The organism is Caulobacter radicis (genome assembly GCF_003094615.1).
Classification (GTDB): Bacteria; Pseudomonadota; Alphaproteobacteria; order Caulobacterales; family Caulobacteraceae; genus Caulobacter; species Caulobacter radicis.
In genome coordinates this window covers 115,259-136,464 of record NZ_QDKO01000021.1, presented here as the reverse complement: position 1 = coordinate 136,464, position 21,206 = coordinate 115,259, and the positions used below count along the sequence as shown (strand labels likewise).

20 protein-coding genes and 1 pseudogene are annotated in these 21,206 nt (G+C 68.7%); 12 read left to right on the top strand and 9 right to left on the bottom strand.

What is annotated here, in order from left to right:
• Window positions 1-23: 23 nt before the first annotated feature.
• The 6 genes from DDF62_RS13730 to DDF62_RS13705 all read left to right on the top strand — a co-directional run bounded on the left by DDF62_RS13730 (window position 24) and on the right by DDF62_RS13705 (window position 6,699).
• Window positions 24-2,453, top strand: coding sequence for an LPS-assembly protein LptD (locus DDF62_RS13730; protein ID WP_244286815.1), 2,430 nt, complete (start codon window positions 24-26; stop codon window positions 2,451-2,453).
• 156 nt (window positions 2,454-2,609) lie between these two features.
• On the top strand, window positions 2,610-3,950 hold the full coding sequence (locus DDF62_RS13725; protein ID WP_116489621.1) for a peptidylprolyl isomerase: 1,341 nt from the start codon (window positions 2,610-2,612) through the stop codon (window positions 3,948-3,950).
• A complete protein-coding gene (pdxA, locus tag DDF62_RS13720) occupies window positions 3,947-4,948 on the top strand; it encodes a 4-hydroxythreonine-4-phosphate dehydrogenase PdxA (RefSeq protein WP_116489620.1) in 1,002 nt (333 codons plus the stop codon). Before DDF62_RS13725 ends, pdxA begins: the two co-directional genes overlap by 4 nt.
• 42 nt (window positions 4,949-4,990) lie before the next feature.
• Window positions 4,991-5,824: a 16S rRNA (adenine(1518)-N(6)/adenine(1519)-N(6))-dimethyltransferase RsmA gene (rsmA, locus tag DDF62_RS13715; RefSeq protein ID WP_116489619.1), complete on the top strand. Its 834-nt coding sequence runs from the start codon at window positions 4,991-4,993 to the stop codon at window positions 5,822-5,824.
• Between the two features lie 52 nt (window positions 5,825-5,876).
• Window positions 5,877-6,281 (top strand): response regulator transcription factor, encoded by a 405-nt coding sequence (locus DDF62_RS13710; protein ID WP_116489618.1) that lies wholly within the window; start codon window positions 5,877-5,879, stop codon window positions 6,279-6,281.
• Between the two features lie 19 nt (window positions 6,282-6,300).
• A complete protein-coding gene (locus tag DDF62_RS13705) occupies window positions 6,301-6,699 on the top strand; it encodes a response regulator (RefSeq protein WP_116489617.1) in 399 nt (132 codons plus the stop codon).
• 117 nt (window positions 6,700-6,816) lie between these two features.
• Here DDF62_RS13705 and gmk read toward each other — a convergent pair whose 3' ends face one another.
• The 7 genes from gmk to fabD all read right to left on the bottom strand — a co-directional run bounded on the left by gmk (window position 6,817) and on the right by fabD (window position 13,133).
• A complete protein-coding gene (gene gmk / locus DDF62_RS13700; protein WP_116489616.1) occupies window positions 6,817-7,473 on the bottom strand; it encodes a guanylate kinase in 657 nt (218 codons plus the stop codon).
• The gene (locus DDF62_RS13695; protein ID WP_116489615.1) at window positions 7,463-8,344 is read right to left on the bottom strand and encodes a YicC/YloC family endoribonuclease; all 882 of its coding nucleotides are present in this window, start codon (window positions 8,342-8,344) and stop codon (window positions 7,463-7,465) included. Before DDF62_RS13695 ends, gmk begins: the two co-directional genes overlap by 11 nt.
• A gap of 2 nt (window positions 8,345-8,346) precedes the next feature.
• Window positions 8,347-9,435, bottom strand: coding sequence for an endolytic transglycosylase MltG (gene mltG / locus DDF62_RS13690; RefSeq protein ID WP_244286814.1), 1,089 nt, complete (start codon window positions 9,433-9,435; stop codon window positions 8,347-8,349).
• A gap of 10 nt (window positions 9,436-9,445) precedes the next feature.
• A complete protein-coding gene (gene fabF, locus DDF62_RS13685) occupies window positions 9,446-10,726 on the bottom strand; it encodes a beta-ketoacyl-ACP synthase II (protein ID WP_116489614.1) in 1,281 nt (426 codons plus the stop codon).
• A 175-nt stretch (window positions 10,727-10,901) separates the two neighbouring features.
• A complete protein-coding gene (locus tag DDF62_RS13680) occupies window positions 10,902-11,141 on the bottom strand; it encodes an acyl carrier protein (RefSeq protein ID WP_007672577.1) in 240 nt (79 codons plus the stop codon).
• A 161-nt stretch (window positions 11,142-11,302) separates the two neighbouring features.
• A complete protein-coding gene (gene fabG, locus DDF62_RS13675; RefSeq protein ID WP_101712922.1) occupies window positions 11,303-12,043 on the bottom strand; it encodes a 3-oxoacyl-[acyl-carrier-protein] reductase in 741 nt (246 codons plus the stop codon).
• A gap of 145 nt (window positions 12,044-12,188) precedes the next feature.
• On the bottom strand, window positions 12,189-13,133 hold the full coding sequence (gene fabD, locus DDF62_RS13670) for an ACP S-malonyltransferase (protein WP_116489613.1): 945 nt from the start codon (window positions 13,131-13,133) through the stop codon (window positions 12,189-12,191).
• A gap of 159 nt (window positions 13,134-13,292) precedes the next feature.
• On the opposite strand from fabD, the gene DDF62_RS13665 reads away from it, so the two are divergent.
• Together DDF62_RS13665 and DDF62_RS26665 are read left to right on the top strand one after the other, a co-directional pair.
• Window positions 13,293-13,829 (top strand): peroxiredoxin, encoded by a 537-nt coding sequence (locus DDF62_RS13665; RefSeq protein ID WP_116489612.1) that lies wholly within the window; start codon window positions 13,293-13,295, stop codon window positions 13,827-13,829.
• A gap of 81 nt (window positions 13,830-13,910) precedes the next feature.
• Window positions 13,911-13,997, top strand: a pseudogene (locus DDF62_RS26665) (hypothetical protein); the annotation flags it as partial.
• A gap of 36 nt (window positions 13,998-14,033) precedes the next feature.
• Here the strand turns inward: DDF62_RS26665 and DDF62_RS13660 are convergent.
• Both DDF62_RS13660 and DDF62_RS13655 read right to left on the bottom strand, forming a co-directional pair.
• Window positions 14,034-16,193 (bottom strand): TonB-dependent receptor, encoded by a 2,160-nt coding sequence (locus tag DDF62_RS13660; RefSeq protein WP_116489611.1) that lies wholly within the window; start codon window positions 16,191-16,193, stop codon window positions 14,034-14,036.
• A gap of 146 nt (window positions 16,194-16,339) precedes the next feature.
• Window positions 16,340-16,978 (bottom strand): hypothetical protein, encoded by a 639-nt coding sequence (locus tag DDF62_RS13655; RefSeq protein WP_244286813.1) that lies wholly within the window; start codon window positions 16,976-16,978, stop codon window positions 16,340-16,342.
• A 312-nt stretch (window positions 16,979-17,290) separates the two neighbouring features.
• Between DDF62_RS13655 and rpsF the strand changes: the two genes are divergently transcribed.
• From rpsF to DDF62_RS13635, 4 genes are all read left to right on the top strand, one after another.
• Complete coding sequence (gene rpsF / locus DDF62_RS13650; RefSeq protein WP_101712926.1) at window positions 17,291-17,698, top strand: 30S ribosomal protein S6; 408 nt, start codon at window positions 17,291-17,293, stop codon at window positions 17,696-17,698.
• 14 nt (window positions 17,699-17,712) lie between these two features.
• Complete coding sequence (rpsR, locus tag DDF62_RS13645; RefSeq protein WP_101720310.1) at window positions 17,713-17,991, top strand: 30S ribosomal protein S18; 279 nt, start codon at window positions 17,713-17,715, stop codon at window positions 17,989-17,991.
• Window positions 17,992-18,004: 13 nt separating this feature from the next.
• Complete coding sequence (gene rplI / locus DDF62_RS13640) at window positions 18,005-18,586, top strand: 50S ribosomal protein L9 (protein ID WP_116489609.1); 582 nt, start codon at window positions 18,005-18,007, stop codon at window positions 18,584-18,586.
• 193 nt (window positions 18,587-18,779) lie between these two features.
• Entirely contained in the window at window positions 18,780-21,188 is a 2,409-nt protein-coding gene (locus DDF62_RS13635) for a TonB-dependent receptor plug domain-containing protein (RefSeq protein ID WP_116489608.1), read from the top strand.
• The last annotated feature ends 18 nt before the right edge of the window (window positions 21,189-21,206 follow it).

The window sequence follows — 21,206 nt, the reverse complement described above, 5'->3', positions numbered from 1 at the left end:
TGACGCCGGCATCGAGGCCCCTGATGATCGATCTAAGCCCAGCGCCGGGCGCGGCGGTTCGCAAGCTGCTGATGGCCGGCGTCGCCTGGCTGGCCGTGGCCGCCGCGAGCAGCGCCGCCCAGGCCCAGCAGCCGCTCGCCACCATTCCGGAAGTCCCGGCCAAGCCGGCGGCGGCCGACGATGGCCTGGGCGACCAGGGCTACTATCTCGAATCCGACCTGCTGATCCGCGACGACGCGTCCCAGACCATGACGGCGCGCGGCTCGGTCGAGGTCCGCTACCAGGGCCGCACCCTGCGCGCCCAGGAAGTGATCTACGACACCAAGACCGGCGTGGTGACCGCCCACGGCAAGGTTTCGCTGATCAACGCCGACGGCACGGCCCAGTTCGCCGACGACCTGACGCTGGACAAGGACATGCGCGCCGGCTTCGCGCGCAACTTCTCCACGCGCATGGACCAGAACGTGAAGATCGCGGCCGCCACCGCGATCCGCCGCAACGAACAGGTCACCGAACTCAACCAGGCGATCTACACCCCCTGCGACGTCTGCGCCGAGAAGCCGACCCCGACCTGGTCGATCGAGGCCGACAAGGTGGTGCAGGATAAGAACCGCCAGATCGTCTACTACCACGGCGCCAAGATCCGCCTGTGGGGCGCGCCGCTGCTTTACCTGCCGCTGTTCTGGCACCCGGACCCGCAGGCGCCGCGCAGCTCGGGCTTCCTGACCCCGAAGGTGGGCCTGTCCCAGCGCCGCGGCCTGTCCTACCAGCAGCCCTACCTGCAGGTGCTCTCGCCCTCGCAGGACGTGATCATCAGCCCGCAGATCAACACGAAGGTGAACCCCTTCGTGAACGTCGACTACCGCAAGCGCTTCTATTCGGGGATGCTCGAGGCGCGCATGGGGGCGACGTACGAGAAGGAGTTCGACAACCGCGGCAACCGCTTCGGCGACGCCACGACCCGCAGCTACATCCTGGCCAAGGGCGCGTTCGACATCGACGAAAAGTGGAAGTGGGGCTTCAGCGCCGAGCGCGCCTCCGACGCCCTGATCTTCGACAAGTACGACATCAACAATGTCTACGAGCAGCGCGGCCTGTTCACGAGCGAGGACCGCCGCCTGACGTCGCAGATCTATGCGTCGCGGCAGGACGACCGCTCGTGGCTGTCGATCTCGGCCGTCTCGGTGCAGGGCCTGCGCGTGGTCGGCACCGACTCCACGACCGGCCTGGGCAACAAGTTCGAGAACAGCGGCGCCTTCCCGGTGATCGGCCCGCTGGTCGAAGGTCGCTGGGAGCCGGAATCGCCGGTGCTGTTCGGCCGCCTGCGCCTGCAAGGCTCGGGCGTGATGCTGAACCGGTCGGAATCCCAGTTCGGCGAATCTCCGTACCTGTTCTCGAGCTACGCCCACGAGAGCGGCGTCGACAGCGTGCGCGGCAGCGTCCAGGCCGACTGGCGCGCCAGCGCCGTGGTCGGACCGGGCCTGCGCATCCAGCCGTTCGCCCAGGCCCGCGCCGACGCCTACAAGATCAAGGGCATCTATCTGTCGACGGCCGCCCTGGCGACCGGGGACGACGCCTCGGTCGACTACTCGCGTACGCTGGGCGTGGCCGGGGTCGACCTGAGCCTGCCGCTGTACAAGGGCCTCAAGAAGGGCGGCAGCGTCATTCTCGAGCCGCTGGTGCAGATCGCCACCGGCTCCGACAGCTCCCGCGTGCCCGTCGTCGTGGCCCGCAACGTCGTGACCCAGAACGGCGTCACGACCACCGTGCCCTACCTCTACAACGAGGACAGCTCGGCCTTCGAGTTCGACGAGACCAACCTGTTCCGCACCAACAAGTCGCCGGGCTTCGACCTCTACGAGGGCGGCACCCGCATGAACGTGGGCGGCCGGGCGACCTTCAACACGGCCGACGGCCGCGGCGGCAGCGTGCTGGTCGGCCGCAGCTTCCGCACCGAGTACGATCCGCTGCTGCCCAGCCGCACGGGCCTGCAGGACAAGTCGTCGGACTGGATCGTGGCGGCCACCGTCACGCCGGTGCCTGGCATCAACGCCTATGTCCGCACGCGCCTGGATTCCGACACCACCAAGATCAACCGCCTGGAAACCGGCGCCGACGCCTACACCTCGCGGATCCAGGGCTCGTTCCGCTACCTGAAGGACAATGTCGACTCCAACGGCGAGCGGCAGGAAAACTTCGAAGCCCGCGGCCAGTTGCAGCTTACCAAGAAGTGGGCCCTGACGGCCTTCGGCCAGCTGGACCTGGTGGCCGAGACCTGGCGTCGCCGCGACCTTGGCGTGGCCTATACGGACGATTGCATCCGCATCGACATCATCTATCAGCACGAAGACCGCTATAGCTCGACGGTGAGCGGTCTGAGGCTCCAGCCTGACCGTTCGGTCGTCGTGCGCCTAACGCTCGCCACATTGGGTGATACAGGGTACAGCGACTAAGCAATCCTACGTCCGGGGGGACGTGCGGGCGTCCGCACGCGTCCTCGTGGCGCAACCAGACGCGACCGCCGAAGGCCCGCCGGAAGCTCGCCGCGTCAAAGACATTGAAATCGAGGCCGGCCAGCCAAGCCGGGCTCCAGAGGAACGACACTACCCATGCGGTCTGCGCGTAGCGTGACGACTTTTGCGGCCAGCGCCGCGTCCATCCTCGCCCTGACCGTGGCGGGCCTTCCCGCCCAGGCCCGGCAGGCCGCGCCGCTGGTCGACGCCCCGCCGGCGGCCGCCGAGCCCCGCGCCAATCCGCTGTCGGAAAGCGTCGCGGCCGTGGTCAACGACGACATCATCTCGTCCTATGACCTGATGCAGCGCATGCGCCTGCTGATGGTGACCTCGGGCCTGCAGCCGACCCAGGAAAACCTGCCCCAGCTGGAGCAGGAAGCCCTGCGCTCGCTGATCGACGAGCACGTGCAGATGCAGGAGCTGCGTCGCGTCGAGCGCGAACAGAAGATCACGATCATCTCGACCGAAAAGGAAGTCGACGAGGAGATCGCCAGCATCGCACAGGGCAACAAGATGACCGGCGAGCAGCTGCTGGCGAGCCTGGCGGCCCAGGGCGTCAGCGCCGACACCTGGCGCGCCCAGATCCGCGCCGAAAGCAGCTGGCAGAATTGGATCAGCGGCCGCTACGGCTCGCGCCTGCGGATCGGCGAAGACCAGATCAAGGCCTTCGAGCGCCGCCTGGCCGATTCGGCCAGCAAGCCGCAGTACCAGGTCAGCGAAGTGTTCATCGACGCCGTGCGCGTCGGCGGCGCCGAGGTGGCGCTGAACGGCGCCCGCCAGCTGGTGGGCCAGATGCAGCAGGGCGCGCCGTTCGCGGCCGTGGCCCGTCAGTTCTCGGCCGCCTCGACGGCGGCCAACGGTGGCGACGCCGGCTGGGTCAGCCCGGGCGAGATGCCGGCCGAGGTCGACGCCGCGCTCGAGCAGCTGCGCCCCGGCCAGCTGTCGGCCCCGATCCCGGTCAAGGACGGCGTCTACATCGTCTACCTGCGCGACAAGCGCTCGGGCGCCAAGGCGACCCTGGTCGACCTCAAGCAAGTGGCTGTCGGCCTGCCCAAGGACGCCCCGGAAGCCGACGTCCAGGCCGCCACCGCCCTGCTGGCCGCCCTGAAGCCCAAGCTGACCAGCTGCCAGACGCTGGAAGCCGAGGCCGGCAAGGTGAACGGCGTCGTCGCCGGTGATCTCGGCGAGGCCGAGATCGGCGACCTGGCCCCGTCGTTCCAGGCGGCCGCCAACAGCCTGAACATCGGCCAGGTGTCGGATCCGATCCGCACCGACGCCGGCCTGCACCTGATCGCCGTGTGCGGCAAGCGCCAGTCGGGCGGCGCGGCCCCGTCGCATGACCAGATCGAAAATCGCCTTAAGGGTCAGCAACTTGCGCTGATCTCCAAACGTTATCTGCGAGACCTGCGCAACTCCGCCACCATCGAGACCCGGTGAAGACAGACACCCTGGCCCTGAGCGTCGGCGATCCCGCCGGCGTCGGGCCCGAAATCATCGCCAAGGCCTGGGCCGCGCTCCGCGAGAGCGGCCCGGTGTTCATGGCCGTCGGCGACCTGCAGAGCCTGGCCGCCGCCGGCGGCGGCGTGAAGGTTCGTCCGGTGACCGGTCCGGTCGAGGCCGCCCAGGTGTTCTCCGAAGCCCTGCCCGTGCTCGACCTGCCGCTGCAGTCGCCGGTGGTGGCCGGCAAGCCCTCCAGCGCCCATGCCGGCCAGATCATCCGCTGGATCGAGACCGGCGTCGGCCTGGCGCTTTCGGGCGCCGTGGCGGGCCTGGTCACCGCCCCGATCGCCAAGGCCCCGCTCTACGAGGCGGGCTTCAAGTTTCCCGGCCATACCGAGTTCCTGGCCGAACTGACGGCGCCGGCGCCCTTCGAGGGCGCCCGGGGGCCGGTGATGATGCTGACCGCCGGCGACCTGCGCGCCACGCTGGTGACCATCCACCAGTCGGTGGGCAGCGTGCCGGCTTCGCTGAGCGTCGAGCGCATCGTCGAGGCCGGGCTGGTCACCGCCCAGGCCATGAAGACCGATTTCGGCATCGCCGCGCCGCGCCTGGCCGTGGCCGCCCTGAACCCGCACGCCGGCGAGGGCGGCGCCCTGGGCCGCGAGGAGATCGAGACGATCATCCCGGCGGTGCGGGCCCTGCGCGAGCGCGGCGTCGACGCCCGCGGCCCGGCTCCCGCCGACAGCCTGTTCCACGCCGACGCCCGCGCGACCTACGACGCGGTGCTGTGCATGTATCACGACCAGGCCCTGATCCCGGTGAAGATGCTCGACTTCTGGGGCGGGGTGAACGTCACCCTGGGCCTGCCGATCGTGCGCACCTCGCCCGACCACGGCACCGGCTTCGACATCGCCGGCCGGGGCCTGGCCCGTCCCGACAGCCTGATCGCCGCCATCCGCCTGGCCGCCGACATCGCCGCTCGCCGCAACGCCTAGAGCCGGCTAGGCTTTCGAGGCGTTTGGCTCTAGAGGGAGGCGATGACGTCCCCTTCCCTCGCCGACCTGCCGCCGCTGCGTGAGGCGCTCGAGCGCCATGGCCTGCTGGCGCGCAAGAGCTTCGGCCAGCACTTCCTGCTGGACCTCAACATCACCCGCAAGATCGCGCGCCTGGCCGAGGTCGGCGAAGGCGACACGGTGATCGAGGTGGGTCCTGGCCCCGGCGGCCTGACGCGGGCCCTGCTGGAGACCGGCGCCAATGTGGTGGCGGTCGAGAAGGACAGCCGCTTCCTGCCGCTGCTGGGCGAGCTGGCCGACGCCGCCGACGGCCGCCTGACCCTGGTCGAGGGCGACGCCCTGCGGGCCGACATGGCGACGCTGGCCGGCGGCGGCCCGGCCCACATGGTCTCCAACCTGCCCTACAATGTCGGCACCCAGCTGCTGATCAACTGGCTCACGGGGCCCTTCCGGCCGCTGTCAATGACCCTGATGTTCCAGAAGGAGGTCGCCGACCGCATCGCCGCCCAGGACGGCGACGACGCCTATGGGCGCCTGGCGGTGCTGTCTCAGACCGTGTGCAGCGCCAGGGTGGTCATGGACCTGCCCGCCCGCGCCTTCACCCCGCCGCCCAAGGTGGCCTCGGCCGTGGCGCGCCTCGTGCCGCTGGAACCGGCGCCGGACAAGGCGCTGGTCTCGGCGCTGGAACGGGTGACGGCGGCCGCTTTCGGCCAGCGTCGCAAGATGCTGCGCTCGAGCCTCAAGCCGATCGGCGGCGGCGCGCTGTGCGAGGCGGCGGGCATCGACCCCGACGCGCGGGCCGAGACGATCCCGATCGAAGGCTTCCAGGCCCTGGCCGCGGCGCTGCTGAAGGCCTGAGCAGGCGCGACCACGGCTTGCATTCGCGGTCAGGTGGAGGAATCTTCACCACATGCAGCCCGCGCCCGAGCAGCAACATCTGGTCCTGGTGGTCGACGACGACCCGCTGGTGACCGAGTTCGTCAGGTTTCGGCTGGAGATGGAGGGCTTCGCGGTGGAGGTCGCCCACAACGCCGAGGACGCCTTGACGGCCGCCCTGCGCCGGCCGCCGCACCTGTTCCTGCTCGACGTCGCCATGCCCGAGATCAACGGCCTGACGCTGCTGCGCCGCCTGCGGGCGGAAAAGCGGTTGAAGACCGCGCCGGCGATCATGATAACCGCCTCGGCCGACGGGGCGAACGTCAAGGCGGCCATCGAGGCCGGCGCCGTCGGCTACGTCCTCAAGCCCTTTTCCGCCTCGGACCTGCTGGCGCGGGTGCGGGCGGCGACCAAGAATCAGTCCCGCGTCTGGCTGTGACGCGTCCCCGGAGTTCCCCATGACCTCGCGCCCCCTGGCCCTGGTGATCGACGACGACCCGCTGATGCTGGAGTTCGTGTCGACCGCGCTCGAAGGCGGCGGCTTCGAGGTCGAGACCGCCGAGGACGCCCAGCGGCTGCTGGCCGACGTGCAGGACCGCCATCCGGCCATCGTGTTCCTGGACGTGCGCATGCCCGGCGAGACCGGGATCGAGGTGCTGCGCCGCCTGCGGGTCAGCGACTGGGGCCGCGAGGTGCCGGTGGTGATCATGACCGGCGAACGGCGCCTGGACCGCGTGGTCGAGGCCATGAGCGCGGGCGCGACGACCTACATGATGAAGCCGTTCACGCCCGTGCAACTGGTGCTTCGGGCGCGAGAGCTGATCCAGCCGCGCGAGAGCGGCAGCTTTCATTATTGATTGGGGTGAAAACCTCGCCCTTCGACAAGCTCAGGGTCAGGTTTTCAATCGCCCGATCCATCAATGATCCTCATCCTGAGCTTGTCGAAGGACGAGGATCACGCAGGGCGTCGCCCCTCAGATATCTTCCGCCAGCAGGTCGCCGACCAGGTCGCCGATCCAGGGGTTGCGCGAGCGCTTCTGGCGTTCGGCGTGATAGATGTGGGCGAGGTCGGCGTAGGCCTTGTCGAAGTCGTCGTTGAGCACGACGTAGTCGAACTTCTCCCAGGCGGCGACCTCGTCCTTGGCGCGCGACAGGCGGCGGGCGATGACTTCCTCGCTGTCCTGGCTGCGGGCGTGCAGGCGGCGGCTCATCTCGGCCAGGGACGGCGGCAGGATGTAGACCAGCACGCTGTCGGGACCGGCCTGCTCGTGCACCTTCATGGCGCCCTGGAAGTCGATGTCGAACAGCACGCTCTCGCCGCCCTCCAGCGCCTCCATGATCGGGGCCTTGGGGCTGCCGTAGAAGTTGCCGTAGACCTCGGCCCATTCGAAGAAGGCGTTCTCTTCGATCATCTCCTTGAACTTGTCCTTGGAGACGAAGTGATAGTCGCGGCCATCGTGCTCGCCCGGACGCGGGTCGCGGGTGGTGGCGCTGATCGACAGGTGCAGGTGGCCGTGATCGGCCACCAGGCGGCGGGTCAGCGAGGTCTTGCCGACGCCCGAGGGGGCCACGACCATCAGGAGGAGGCCGCGGTGCTTGCGCCCGTGCTTTTCGGCCGGGTTATTCGACATTCTGAACCTGTTCGCGAAACTGTTCGATCGTGGCCTTGAGTTCGAGGCCGTGGGCGGTCAGCGCGGCGAGCGCCGACTTGCTGCATAGGGTGTTGGCCTCGCGCATGAACTCCTGCGAGAGGAAGTCCAGCCGCCGGCCCGAAGCGCCGTCGCTGGACAGCAGGGTGCGCGCCGCGGCCACGTGGCCGGCCAGGCGGTCGAGCTCCTCGCGGACGTCGGCCTTGACCGCCAGGGCGGCGGCTTCCTGCAGGATGCGGTCCTGCGAAGCGCTTTCGCCCAGGAGTTCGGACATGCGGCGCTCGAAGCGCTGCTTGAGGATGGCCGGCTGGCCCTCGGCCTCCGCGGCGGCGAGGCCGGTGAGGGTCTCGATCCGGTCGACCAGGCCCGAAAGCACCGGCGAGAGCGAAGCGCCCTCCTCCAGCCGCGCGGCCTTCAGGCCGTCGAGGGCCTGGTGAATGCTGGCGGCGATGGCGGCTTCCAGGGCGGCGCGGGCGTCCGGATCCTCGTCGTCCTCACGGACCTCGATGACGCCGCGCAGGGCCAGGAGGCCGTCGAGACTGGGCTTGCCGACCATGCCGGTGGCGACATAGGGCGATCCGGCCTTGAGGTAGCGCTCCAGCACCTCGACATTGACCTGCGGGGCGGCGGCGGCCTCGGCCTTGCGGGCCTGGACGCCGAGCGTCAGCTGGCCGCGCTGGAAGCGGGCCTGCGCGCCGTCGCGGGCGGCCCGGTCGAGGCTTTCCAGGCCTGGCGGGCCCCGGAAACGGGTCTCGAGGTTACGGCCGTTGACGCTGCGCGCCTCGACGGCCCAGCTCCAGTCGCCCAGAGCCCCCTCGACACGCGCGAACCCGGTCATGCCCGACAGCGCCATGGTCAGTTCCCCGCTGCTTCCGAGGCCTTGGCCTCGCGCTCGATGCGACGCCACTGGACGACGTTGCGCTCGTGCTCTTCGTACGTCCTGGCGAAGACGTGGCCGCCGGTGCCGTCGGCGACGAAATAGAGCTCGTCGGTCTTGGGCGGGTTCATCACCGCCGCCAGGGCCTCGCGGCCCGGATTGGCGATCGGCGTCGGCGGCAGGCCGGTGATCTTGTAGGTATTGTAGGGCGTGAAGGTGTCGAGTTCCGACCGCCGCAGGCCCCGCCCCAAAGGCCGGCCGCGGGTGATGCCATAGATCACCGTCGGGTCGGTATCGAGACGCATCCCCAAGCGCAGGCGGTTGGTGAACAGGGCCGCGACGCGCGGACGCTCGCTGGCCAGGGCCGTTTCCTTCTCGACGATCGAGGCCAGGGTGACGGCCTCGTCCTTGGTCTGGAACGGCAAGCCCGCCTGACGCTGCTCCCACAGGGCGTTCAGCACCTTGTCGCGGTCGTCCATCATCCGCTGCAGGACGGCGGCCCGCTCCTCGCCGCGCTCGACCTGGTAGGTCTCGGGAAGGACGGCGCCTTCCGGCGGGGTCGGCACGTCGCCGACCAGCACGGGCGAGCGCTGCAGGATCTCGACGACCATTTCCGAGGTCACGCCCTCGGGCACGGTGACCTGGTGGCGCACGACCTTGCCGTCGCGGACCATGGCCAGGACGTTGGCGAGCGAGGCGCGGTTGGGGAATTCGTATTCGCCGGCCTTGAGCCGACGCGCCGCGCCGGTGACCTGGGCGGCGGTCAGGAACAGCGACGAGGAGCGGATCGCGCCACCGGCTTCCAGGGCCCCGGCGATCTCCGAGACGCTGGCGCCGCGGCGGAGCACCACCGAGGTGTATTCGCCGTTCTTGGCCTTGGGGCCTGGCCCGCTATAGAGCCAGACGGCCCCGCCGCCGACGGCGAGGGCCGCGACCGCGGCGACCACGAGACCGCCGCCGGCCATGGCGGCCAGGCGACGTCCCAGGGTGGCGGTCTCCCGCTTGCGGGCCTTCGACGCCCGCTTGGGCGCCGAGGCCTTCTTCTGCGGACGCGGCGGCTTGCTCACGAGACTTGGCTCACGAGATTTTACGGAACACGACGGAGGCGTTGGTGCCGCCGAAGCCAAAGCTGTTGGACACGGCCACGTCGATCTTCATCGGCACGGCCTTGTGGGGCGCGAGGTTCATCGGCACGTCGACGTCGGGATTGTCGAGATTGATGGTCGGCGGCGCGATCTGGTCGCGAATGGCCAGGATCGAGAAGATCGACTCGATGGCGCCGGCCGCGCCGAGCAGGTGGCCGGTCATCGACTTGGTCGACGACATCACCACGTTCTTGGCGTGATCGCCGAGGAACGCGGCCACGGCGCCGGCTTCCAGGCCGTCGGCCATGGTCGAGGTGCCGTGGGCGTTGATGTAGTCGATGTCCGAGGGCTGGAGACCCGCATCCTTGACGGCCGCCGCCAGGGCGCGACCGCCGCCTTCGCCGTTCTCCGACGGGGCGGTGATGTGATAGGCGTCGCCCGACAGGCCATAGCCGACCACTTCGGCGTAGATCTTCGCGCCACGGGCCTTGGCGTGCTCGTACTCCTCGAGCACCACGACGCCGGCGCCTTCCCCCATGACGAAACCGCCGCGGTCCTTGTCGTAGGGACGCGAGGCCTTCTCGGGCGTGTCGTTGAAATCGGTGGCGACCGCGCGGCAGGCGATGAAGCCGGCGATGCCGAGCTTGCAGACGGCCGCTTCCGCGCCGCCGGCGATCATCACGTCGGCGTCGCCGTACTTGATCAGGCGTGCGGCGTCGCCGATGGCGTGGGCGCCGGTGGCGCAGGCCGTGACCACGGCGTGGTTGGGGCCCTTGAAGCCGTACTTGATCGAGACCTGGCCCGAGATCAGGTTGATCAGGGCCGAGGAGATGAAGAACGGGCTGACGCGGCGCGGACCCTTGGCTTCCAGTTCCAGCGCGGTGTCGGCGATGGTCGACAGGCCGCCGATGCCCGAGCCGAGGATGACGCCCGTGCGCCACTTCTGCTCGTCGGTTTCCGGAACCCAGCCCGAATCCTTCACGGCTTCGTCCGCGGCGGCGATGCCGTACAGGATGAAGTCGTCGACGCGCTTCTGGTCGCGCGGGCTCATGGTCTGGTCGGGGTCGAACGACCCCTCGACGTCCGGACCGCCGCCGCCGCGACCATCGACGCGCGGCACTTCGCACGCGACCTGACAGGCATAGTCGGTCGGGTCGAAAGCGGTGATGCGACCCGCGCCGGACTTGCCGGCCACGATGTTCTTCCAGGACACTTCGACGCCCTGGCCCAGAGGAGTCAGCAGGCCCAGCCCGGTGACGACGACTCTACGCATGGATTGCTCCCAAACCTTCCGACGCGCCGGCCTGGACGAAAGGCGAAAGCCCTAAGCCAGGTTGCGGCGCGAATCTTGGCCACATACGAAAACCGCCGCGCGCACGATGGCAAGAGCCCGTGCTGCGCGGCGGCTGATAGTGCTGTTCGCCCGTGAGGGTACGAACCCGACGCCCTTAGGCGCCGGTCTTTTCCGTGATGAACTTCACGGCGTCGCCAACCGTCTGGATGTGCTCGGCGGCGTCGTCCGGAATTTCGATGTCGAATTCTTCTTCGAACGCCATCACGAGCTCGACGTTGTCGAGGCTGTCGGCGCCCAGGTCGTCGATGAAGCTGGCCTTCTCGGTGACCTTCTCGGGATCGGCATCCAGGTGTTCGATGACGATCTTACGCACGCGCTCGAGAATGTCGGACATTCTGTTAGTCCCTCGTTTTGAAATCTGTTTACCCCCGGACGGTATGAAATCTGCTTCACCGTCCGTGAGATGTCGGGTCACCGCCTATCACGTTCCTTTTCGGGTGACCAGCGGGTCAGCCGCCAAGAAGCATGGCCGTTGTGGACCAAGGCGGCGTTCGCCTAGATCATGGCCATGCCGCCGTTGACGTGCAAGGTCTGACCGGTGACGTAACCGCCCTGATCGCTGGCCAGGTAAACGCAGGCGGCGGCGATATCGCTCCCCTCGCCCAGCTTGCCAGCCGGGATGGTCGACAGGATGCCGGCCTTCTGCTGGTCGTTCAGGGCGTCGGTCATCGGGCTGGCGATGAAGCCGGGGGCCACGCAGTTGACGGTCACGCCACGGCTGGCCAGTTCCTGGGCCAAGGCCTTGGAAAACCCGATCATTCCGGCCTTGGAGGCCGCGTAGTTGGTCTGGCCGGGGTTGCCGGTGACGCCTACGATCGAGGTGATGCCGATGATGCGGCCGGCGCGGCGCTTCATCATCCCCTTGGCGGCGGCGCGGGCCAGGCGGAAGTAGCCTTCCAGGTTCACCTTGATGACGGTGTCCCAGTCCTCGTCCTTCATGCGCACGATCAGGCCGTCGCGGGTGATCCCGGCGTTGGCGATGACGATGTCGAGCGGAGCGCCGGCGGCTTCCTCGGCCTTGGCGACCAGGCCGTCGACCGCTTCAGCGTCCGACAGATTCGCCACCACGAACGAGGCGCGCTCGCCCAGTTCGTTCTTCAGCTCGGTCAGCGCCGATTCGCGGGTGCCCGAGAGCACGACATGGGCGCCCTGGCCGTGCAGGGCGCGGGCGATGGCGCCGCCGATGCCGCCGGTGGCGCCGGTGACGAGGGCGGTCTTGCCGGTGAGGTCGAACATTTGAGTTCTCCGTTTCGGAGGGATTGGGGTGCGGGATCCTCGCCCTTCGACAGGCTCAGGATGAGGACCCCGAATGATCCGCCGTGAACATTAGCCCTCACCCTGAGCTTGTCGAAGGGCGAGGGCTAACGCACCGCGTCTACAATCAGAGCGACTGGGCGAAGGCTTCCAGGTCGGCGGGGCTGTTCAGCGGGGTCGCCTCGGCGTCCGGGGCGATGCGCTTGGCCATGCCCGACAGCACCTTGCCCGCGCCGGCTTCGGCGAAGCGGGTGACGCCGCCCTCGCCGGCCAGCCAGGTCATGCTTTCGCGCCAGCGGACGCGGCCGGTGACCTGCTCGACCAGCAGCTTGCGGATGACGTCCGGATCGTGGACCGGGGCGGCGGTGACGTTGGCGACCAGCGGCGCGCGCGGGGCCAGGATCGTGGCGGCGGCCAGGGCGGCGGCCATCTCGTCGGCGGCCGGCTGCATCAGCGGGCAGTGGAACGGCGCGGAGACGTTCAGAGGAATGGCGCGGGCGCCCAGCTCCTTGGCCTTCTCGATGGCCTTGTCGACGGCGGCCTTGGCGCCGGAGATCACGACGTTGCCGTTGTTGTTGTCGTTGGCCACGACGCAGACGCCGACTTCCGAGCCGGCGGCGGCGGCGGCCTCGGCCAGGGCGATGTCGGTCTTGGGACCGATCAGCGAGGCCATCGCGCCCTCGCCCACCGGCACGGCGCGCTGCATGGCCTGGCCGCGCAGCTTCAAGAGGCGCGCGGTGTCGGCCAGGCTGATGGCGCCGGCGGCGGCCAGGGCCGAGTATTCACCCAGGCTGTGACCGGCGACGAATGCGGCGCGATCGATACCGACGCCGAACTCCTTCTCCAGCGTGCGGGTGACGGCCAGGCTGACGGCCATCAGGGCCGGCTGGGCGTTCTCGGTCAGGGTAAGGTCGCCCTCGGGACCTTCGCGCATCAGTTGGGACAGCTTCTGGCCCAGGGCGTCGTCGACTTCCTGGAACACCTCGCGCGCGGACGCGAAGGCCTCCGCCAGCTCGACGCCCATGCCGACCGATTGGCTGCCCTGTCCCGGGAAGATGAAGGCGATGCTCATGACGGCCCGCTCCTCTAAGATTCAATGTCTTGGGCGCGGAGGGTTAGGGGAAAGCCGGTGACTGGGCAAGCCGGACCGCTGTTTTGCCGATACTTGCTTTCCGTTGGGGCGCGTCCACATTGCTGGCCACGCCGCATCCAAGGCCCCGGAGTCGCCAAGATGAACCGCCCCGCCCTCGCCGCCTGCCTGCTCGCCCTGGGCTTCGCCGCCGCCTCGCCGGCCCTGGCCGCCCTCAAGCCCGGCGACAAGGCGCCCGACTTCACCGCCCCCGGCGCGCTGGCGGGCAAGGACTTCCAGTTCAAGCTGTCCAAGGCCCTGAAGAAGGGCCCGGTGGTGCTCTATTTCTTCCCCGCCGCCTACACGGCTGGCTGCACGGCCGAGGCCCACGAATTCGCCGAGGCCACGCCCGAGTTCCAGAAGCTGGGCGCGACCGTGATCGGCGTCACGGCCGGCAATGTCGACCGCATCAAGGACTTCTCCAAGGAGCACTGCCGCGACAAGTTCGCGGTGGCCGCCGCCACCCCCGACCTGATCAAGACCTACGACGTGGTGCTGGACAAGCGCCCCGAATGGTCGAACCGCACCTCTTACGTCATCGCCCCGAACGGCAAGGTCCTGATGGCCTACACCGACGGCAACTTCCAGGGCCACGTGACCAAGACCATGGACGCGGTGAAGGCCTACAAGAAGAAGTAAGGTTGGGCTCCCGCCTTCTCTTCAATCGTCATCCCGGCCCCCCGGGTCGCGCGAAGCGCGCCCGAGGACAGGCTCCGCGAAGCGAAGAGCCGGGACCCAGGGGCGGCCGCAATGCGCCGGCAAGCGCTTTGGGCGCTTGCTCAGCCCAGTCCCCTGGGTCCCGGATAGCCGCTGCGCGGCTTCCGGGATGACGAAGTTGGGGGACTAGAACTTCACCTTCACCCCGGCGCTCCACATGGCCGGCTCGTCGGCCAGGCGGTAGACGATCAGGCCGGGGATGAAGACCGCGCCGGAGACATAGTCCTTGGCGTCGAGGACGTTGCGTCCCTGCACGAACACCCGCCAGGCCGCCGAGGGCGATTCCCAGGCCAGGCTGGCGTTGACGCGATCGACCGCCCCGATACGGCCGGCCTGAGCGTTGGTGGCCTCGGCGTAGCGCGGGCCGCGGTGGCTGTAGTCGGCCGAGACGATGATCGCCCCGCCCTTCAGCGCCCGCGGCTCGATGCGCCAGGAGCCGCCGACCTGGGCCTGCACCTTCGAGATCAGCGGCAGCGTCTCGGCGCCGGCCTGGGCCGCGGCGGTCGAGGGATCGAGCTTCTCGTACTCGGCGTCGGTCAGGGCCAGCGAGGCGAAGAGATCCAGCCCCTTCACCGGCGTGGCGGCGGCCTCGACCTCGAGCCCCGCGATCCGCGCCTCGGCGGCGTTCTGGGTCAGGATCGAGCCGTTGCTGATGACGTTCTGCTGCAGGTCCTTCAGCTGCTGGACATAGGCGGCCAGGTTCAGGCGGGCGCGGCGGTCGAAGGCCTCGATCTTGGCGCCGGCCTCGTAGGACCAGGCGGATTCGGGATCGTAGGCCTTGGTGAAGATCGACGGCTCGGCGATCGACAGGGCCACGAAGCCGCCGGCGCGGTAACCGCGCGCGATCGTGCCGTAGACCATGACGTCGTCGCTGGCCTCGTACTGAAGATTGAACTTCGGGGTCCAGACCTTCCACTCGCCCTCATTGGATCGGCTGGTCAGGCTGGGCGGATAGGCGACCAGCCCGTTCTGGATCGTGCCGGCGATGGTCTTTTCGTCCCTGGTCCAGCGCAGGCCGGCCGAACCCTTGAGGCGGTCGGTGAAGCGCCATTCCAGCTGACCGTAGGCGGCGATGCTTTCCGAGGTCGCGTGGATCATGGTCGGCAGCAGCGGCACGGGGAACGGGCCGTAGATGCCCGAGCCGACGGTGTCGGACAGCACCTGGGATCCGGTCTCCTTGAACCAGAACAGGCCGCCGATCCATTGCAGGCGGCCCTCGAAAGCCTCGCCCAGGGCCTGGAGCTCCTGGCTGGCCTGTTCCTGCTGGGTCGAGCTGCCGCGCAGGAAGCCGGGGACGAGACCCGATCCGGTCACCAGGCCGCCCGAGAAATCCAGGCTCCAGCGATCGTCCAGGCGCTGGTAGGCCGTGATCGACTTCAGCTGGACGCCGGAAAGGTCATAGCCCAGGTGGAGCGCGAGACTCTTCTGCTCGGTCTTGGTGTCGGTGTTCAGCGGCGAGCGGGTCGAGCCGAAACCGCCGCCGGCCAGGGGCGCCAAGGTCACCGGATCGAGCGGCGAAAAGTGCTGGCCGTCGGTGTCGGTGCGGGCATAGGCGGCCGAGACGGTCGCGCTGAGCGGGCCGGTGTCGATCAGGCCCAGGGAGAAGCGCGCGCCGGCGTCGCGGCGTTCACCGACGCGGCGCTTGAGGGCCGTATTCTGCTGCCAGCCGTCGCGGTCGGAGAACAGGGCCGAGACCGTGGCCCCGACATGGTCGGTGATCCTGCCGCCGGCGCTGCCGCGATAGCGTTGCAGACCGTAGTCGCCCCACGAGGCCTCGACGAAGCCGCCGGGCGCGTCGCCGGGCTGGCGGGTGACGTACTTCAGCGCGCCGGTCATCGAGTTGCGGCCGTAGAGCGTGCCCTGCGGGCCGCGCAGCACCTCCACACGCGTGACGTCGGCCAGATCGAGGTTCGCGACCGACAGGCGGGCCTGGTAGACGTCGTCGACATAGATGCCGACGGGCGGCTCCGACGTGATCATGCCGCCGGTCTGGTCGAGCGCGCCGCGCAGGGCGACCTGCACCGTCGAGGGCGAGGCGCTGATCTGCGAGACATAGAGACTGGGCACGGCCGCGCCCAGGGTCTCGGCCCGGGTGATCTGCAGCTGGTCCAGCGCCCTGGCGCCGAAAGCGCTGACGGCGACCGGCGCGTCCTGCAGCTTCTGCTCGCGCCGCTGGGCGGTGACGACCAGATCCTCGACCGCGGCCGGCGCCTCCTGGGCCAGGGCGGGCGCCGCGCCGACCAGCATGGCCAAGGCCGACGCGCCCCATAGAACCGACTTATCCATGTATCCGCTCCCCCTCTGGTGGAGCGATCAGGAGGGAAAGGCCCGCAGGCGGGCGCAAACGCGCCCTCGCCGGCGCCCGCTGGTCGGACAGGCGTTCGGGAAATTTCCAGAAGATTGTCGGGAAAGCGGCGCGGCTGCGCCCGCGGTCACCAGTTGGTCTTGACCAGCTTGACCATGAAGCGGCCGTCCTGGACGCGTTCGTCCTCGGCGCGGACGCTGACCGAGAACTCGGCCGGGATGTCGAACGGGCGGATCAGGCTGAAATCGACGCCCTCGTCGCCCATGGTGCCGCCGCCCAGGCCGATCGAGGCGATCTGGCGGCCGTCGAGGGTCAGTGCCGAACGCACGTTGGCGCGGGCCACCGGGATCGAGGCCGGCAGGACCATCGAGCGCGTGGCGTTCATGTCGACCGAGACGCTGACATAGTTGGACTTGGGCAGGTCGCCGAAGCCGAACAGCCGCGACAGCGACGAGCGGACGCCGGCCTCGCGCTTGTTCAGCGACGCGCCCAGCGCCAGGGCGCGGGGGCTGGGCCCCTGCTCGGCCTTGGCCGTCATGTTCAGATTGAAGTCGTAGGTCGGCTGCTCGATGCTGCCGGCGACCTTGGCCACGAAGGTGGTGCTTTCGGCGTCGGACGACAGGTCGAGCGGCAGGGCCGCCGAATAGCCCGTGAAGCGGCCGTCATTCGACGACACCGACAGGTCGGGCTTCCTGATCGCCTGGGCCATCACCGGGACAGCCGTCATCGACAGCGCGAACGCGCCGCCAAGGATCAGGCTCTTCACGGTTGCACCCCGCATGCCCCTTCCCTAACCACCCCAGGTATTAACGGCAAGCTGCGTTGCGTCAGGAAAACGACTCCGAGCCCGCCTTTTTCGGTTTCGCCCAGGACGCGGGCGCCGCCCTGCCCGCCGCCGAAGCCAAGGCCAGCCTTGCCTCGCCGCCGCGTTTCCTGTAGTAGCGCGCGTTCTCACGGAAGGCGGTCTTGAGCGAACCCCTCACGGGGCCGGGATTATCCCGCTCGTCGCACAGGATCCATCGTGGTCGTCGGACTTCCGCCGCCGACCGCGCCGCTTTCCATAACGGAAGAGGAAAACATGTCGTTCTACGAACACGTGGTCATCGCGCGGCAGGACATCTCGCCGCAACAGGCCGAAGCTCTCAACGAGCAAATCAAGACCCTGATCGAAGAAGGTGGTGGTCACATCGCCAAGATCGAATACTGGGGTCTGCGTAACCTCACCTACCGCATCAAGAAGAACCGCAAGGGCCACTATTCCCTGCTCGCCATCGACGCCCCGGCGCCGGCGGTGAAGGAAATGGAACGCCAGCTGTCGATCAACGAAGACGTGCTGCGTTTCATGACCATCCGCGTGGAAGAGCTGGACCTGGAACTGTCGCCGGTTCTGGCCCGTCGCGACCGTGAGCGCAGCGATCGCCCCGAGCGTTCGGACCGCCCTGAGCGTTCCGAGCGTCCGCGCGAAGACTTCGCCCCGCAAGCGTAAGGGAGAAATAGATCATGACCGATACGACTGCTCCCGAAGCCGCGGCTCCGGCCGCCGCCACCGGCGGCGCCCGCCGTCCGTTCTTCCGTCGCCGCAAGGTTTGCCCGTTCTCGGGCGCCAACGCTCCGAAGATCGACTACAAGGACGTGAAGCTGCTGCAGCGTTACGTTTCCGAGCGCGGCAAGATCGTTCCGTCGCGCATCACCGCGGTGTCGGCCAAGAAGCAACGCGAACTGGCCAAGGCCATCAAGCGCGCCCGCTTCCTGGCTCTGCTCCCCTACGTCGTGAAGTAAGGGAGACGCCACGATGAAAGTGATCCTGCTCGAACGAGTCGAAGGCAAGGGCGTCCTGGGCGACGTGGTGACGGTGAAGGACGGGTTCGCCCGTAACTACCTGCTGCCGCGCAACAAGGCTCTCCGCGCCAACTCGAACAACCTGAAGGCCTTCGAGGCGCAACGCGCCGAGATCGAAGCCCGCAACCTGCGCAACCGCGAAGCCGCCGGCAAGTCCGGTGAGTCGCTGGACGGCACGCAGTACGTCCTGATCCGTCAGGCTGGCGAAAGCGGCCAGCTGTACGGTTCGGTCGCGGGCCGCGACGTCGCCGACGCCATCAAGGCCGAAGGCGGCAAGGTCGACCGCTCGATGATCGTGCTGGACAAGCCGATCAAGACGCTCGGCGTCCACGAAGTGAAGGTGAAGCTGCACGCTGAAGTGACCGTCACGGTCACCCTCAACATCGCGCGCAGCGCCGACGAAGCCGAGCGCCAAGCGCGCGGCGAAAACGTCATCGCCTCGCAGTTCGAGGAAGAGCGTCTGGCCGACGCCGAAGCCGCCCAGGACCTCCTGGAAGGCGGCGCCGGCGCGCAAGAAGGCGACTACGAAGCCTGATTTTTCAGGACCTTCGCAGACGAATGAGAACGGCGCGGAGCAATCCGCGCCGTTTTTTTCTGCGCCGAAACCTAGAATTGCTCAGATTGTAGGAAGAGCGACGTTCGCGCAGGTTGAGCCTGTCTAACCGCCTGTCGGCCAGAACGAGACGCGAAAGCGCCCCCGACCGACAGCGTTTCGAGGGGATTACACCATGCGTACTCAACTGCTGCTGCTCGCCGCGGCCTCGGCTTCGGCCCTGGCCGTCTCCACCGCCAACGCTCAGACCACAGACGATCAGACCGCCGTCGAGGAAGTCGTCGTCACCGGCACCCGCACCGCCGGACGGTCGCGTCTCGACACCGTCTCGCCCGTCGACGTCGTCGACAGCAAGGCGCTGACCCGCCAGGGCTCGACCGAGCTGGCCCAGGCGCTGTCGACCCTGGCGCCGTCGCTGAACTTCCCGCGCCCGTCGGCCGTGGACGGCACCGATTCCGTGCGTCCGGCCACGCTGCGCGGCCTGGCGCCCGACCAGACCCTGGTGCTGCTGAACGGCAAGCGCGGCCACGCCGCGGCCCTGGTCAACGTCAACGGTTCGGTCGGCCGCGGCTCGGCCGCCTTCGACCTCAACACCATTCCGACCGCCGCCCTCGACCGCGTCGAGATCCTGCGCGAGGGCGCGGCCGCCCAGTACGGCTCGGACGCCATCGCCGGCGTCGTCAACCTGCGCCTGCGCGAAGCGCGCAGCGGCGGCGGCGCGACCGCCAGCTACGGGCTCTACAACACCGAAGTGAAGACCGCGCGCGACACCGACGGCCGCAAGGCCACCGACGGCGTCACCTACACCGCCTCGGTCTGGCAGGGCTTCGGCATCGGCGAGGACGGCTACCTGACGGTCACCGCCGACTGGTCCAAGCGCAACCCGACCAACCGCAGCGACGTCTCGTCGGCCTTCAGCCCGGGCGTCGTCACCGGTCGCTACGGCGACGCCGAGGTCGAGAGCAAGTCGCTGTTCGCCAACGCCGGCCTGCCGATCGGCGAGACCTGGAAGGCCTATGGCTGGCTGGGCTACCAGCACCGCGACGGCGAAAGCGCCGCCTTCCCGCGCCTGGCCAACAACGCCGCCAACATCCCGTCGATCTATCCGAACGGCTTCCTGCCCAAGATCGCCACCGACATCGACGACTACAACGCCGCCTTCGGCGCCAAGGGCGAGGCCGGCGCCTACACCATCGACGCCAGCTTCACCTACGGCCAGAACGACATCGAATACGGGGTCAAGGACAGCCTGAACGCCTCGTACGGCCCGGCCTCGCCGACCTCGTTCAACGCCGGCTCGATGCGCTACCGCCAGGCCGTGGCCTCGCTGGACATCACCCGCCCGCTGGCCATCGCCGCCTTCGCCCAGCCCTCGACCCTGGCCTTCGGCGCCGAGTACCGCAAGGAAAGCTACGACATCGTCGCCGGCGAGCAGGCCTCGTGGGCCAACGGCGGCTACAACGGCCTGGCGGCCGGCGCGCAGGGCTTCCCGGGCTTCCGCCCGAGCAACGCCGTCGACGTCAGCCGCGACAACTACAGCTTCTATGTCGACCTCGACAGCCAGGTGACCGACAAGCTGGACGTCGATATCGCCGCGCGCTTCGAGGACTATTCGGACTTCGGCACCAAGACGACCGGCAAGATCGCCGCCCGCTACGACATCCTCGACGGCTTCGCCGTGCGCGGCGCGGTGTCGACCGGCTTCCGGGCCCCGGCCCTGCAACAGCAGTATTTCACCGCCACCTCGACCAACATCATCAGCGGCACGGCCACCGAGGTCGGCACCTTCCCGGCCACCAGCCCGGTCTCGGCCGTACTGGGCGCCAAGGCGCTGGAGCCGGAAGAGAGCACCAACTACTCGCTGGGCCTGGTCTATCACCGCGGCCCGTTCGAGGTGACGGTCGACGCCTACCAGATCGACATCGACAACCGCATCGTGCTCTCGGAAAACATCCAGGGCAGCGCCACCGGCACGGCGACCCAGCAGGCGATCTACGCCCTGCTCGCCCCCTATGGCGTGACCACGGCGCGGTTCTTCATCAACGGCGTCGACACAACGACCAAGGGCGTCGACGTGGTGGTGCGCTATCGCCTCGACGCGGCCGAGGCCGGGCGCTTCGACCTGACCCTGGCGGGCAACTACAACGAGACCGAAGTCACCCGCCTGCCGACGACCAACACCCTGTCGTCGCTGCCGGTCCCGCCGGCCCTGTTCGCCCGCGTCAACGTGCAGACCTTCGAACGCGGCACCCCGCGCACGAAGTTCGTGGCCAGCGGCGACTGGAGCAAGGGCCCCTGGGGCGCGACCCTGAAGCTGACCGGCTACGGCACGGTGCTTCAGCCCAACGCCACGCCCTCGCTGGACTACTGGACCGGCCGCAAGGCGGTGATCGACCTGGAAGCGCGTCGCACCTTCGCAGACAAGCTGACCTGGGCCGTGGGCGCCAACAACCTGTTCGACGAATACCCCAACCGCACGCCGGCGGCCGTCAACAGCACCAGCGGCGTGGTCGGCTTCCCGAACTACTCGCCGTTCGGTTTCAACGGCCGGTTCGTCTACACCCGCCTCAGCTACAACTGGTAAGCTGACCTAGGGTAAGAC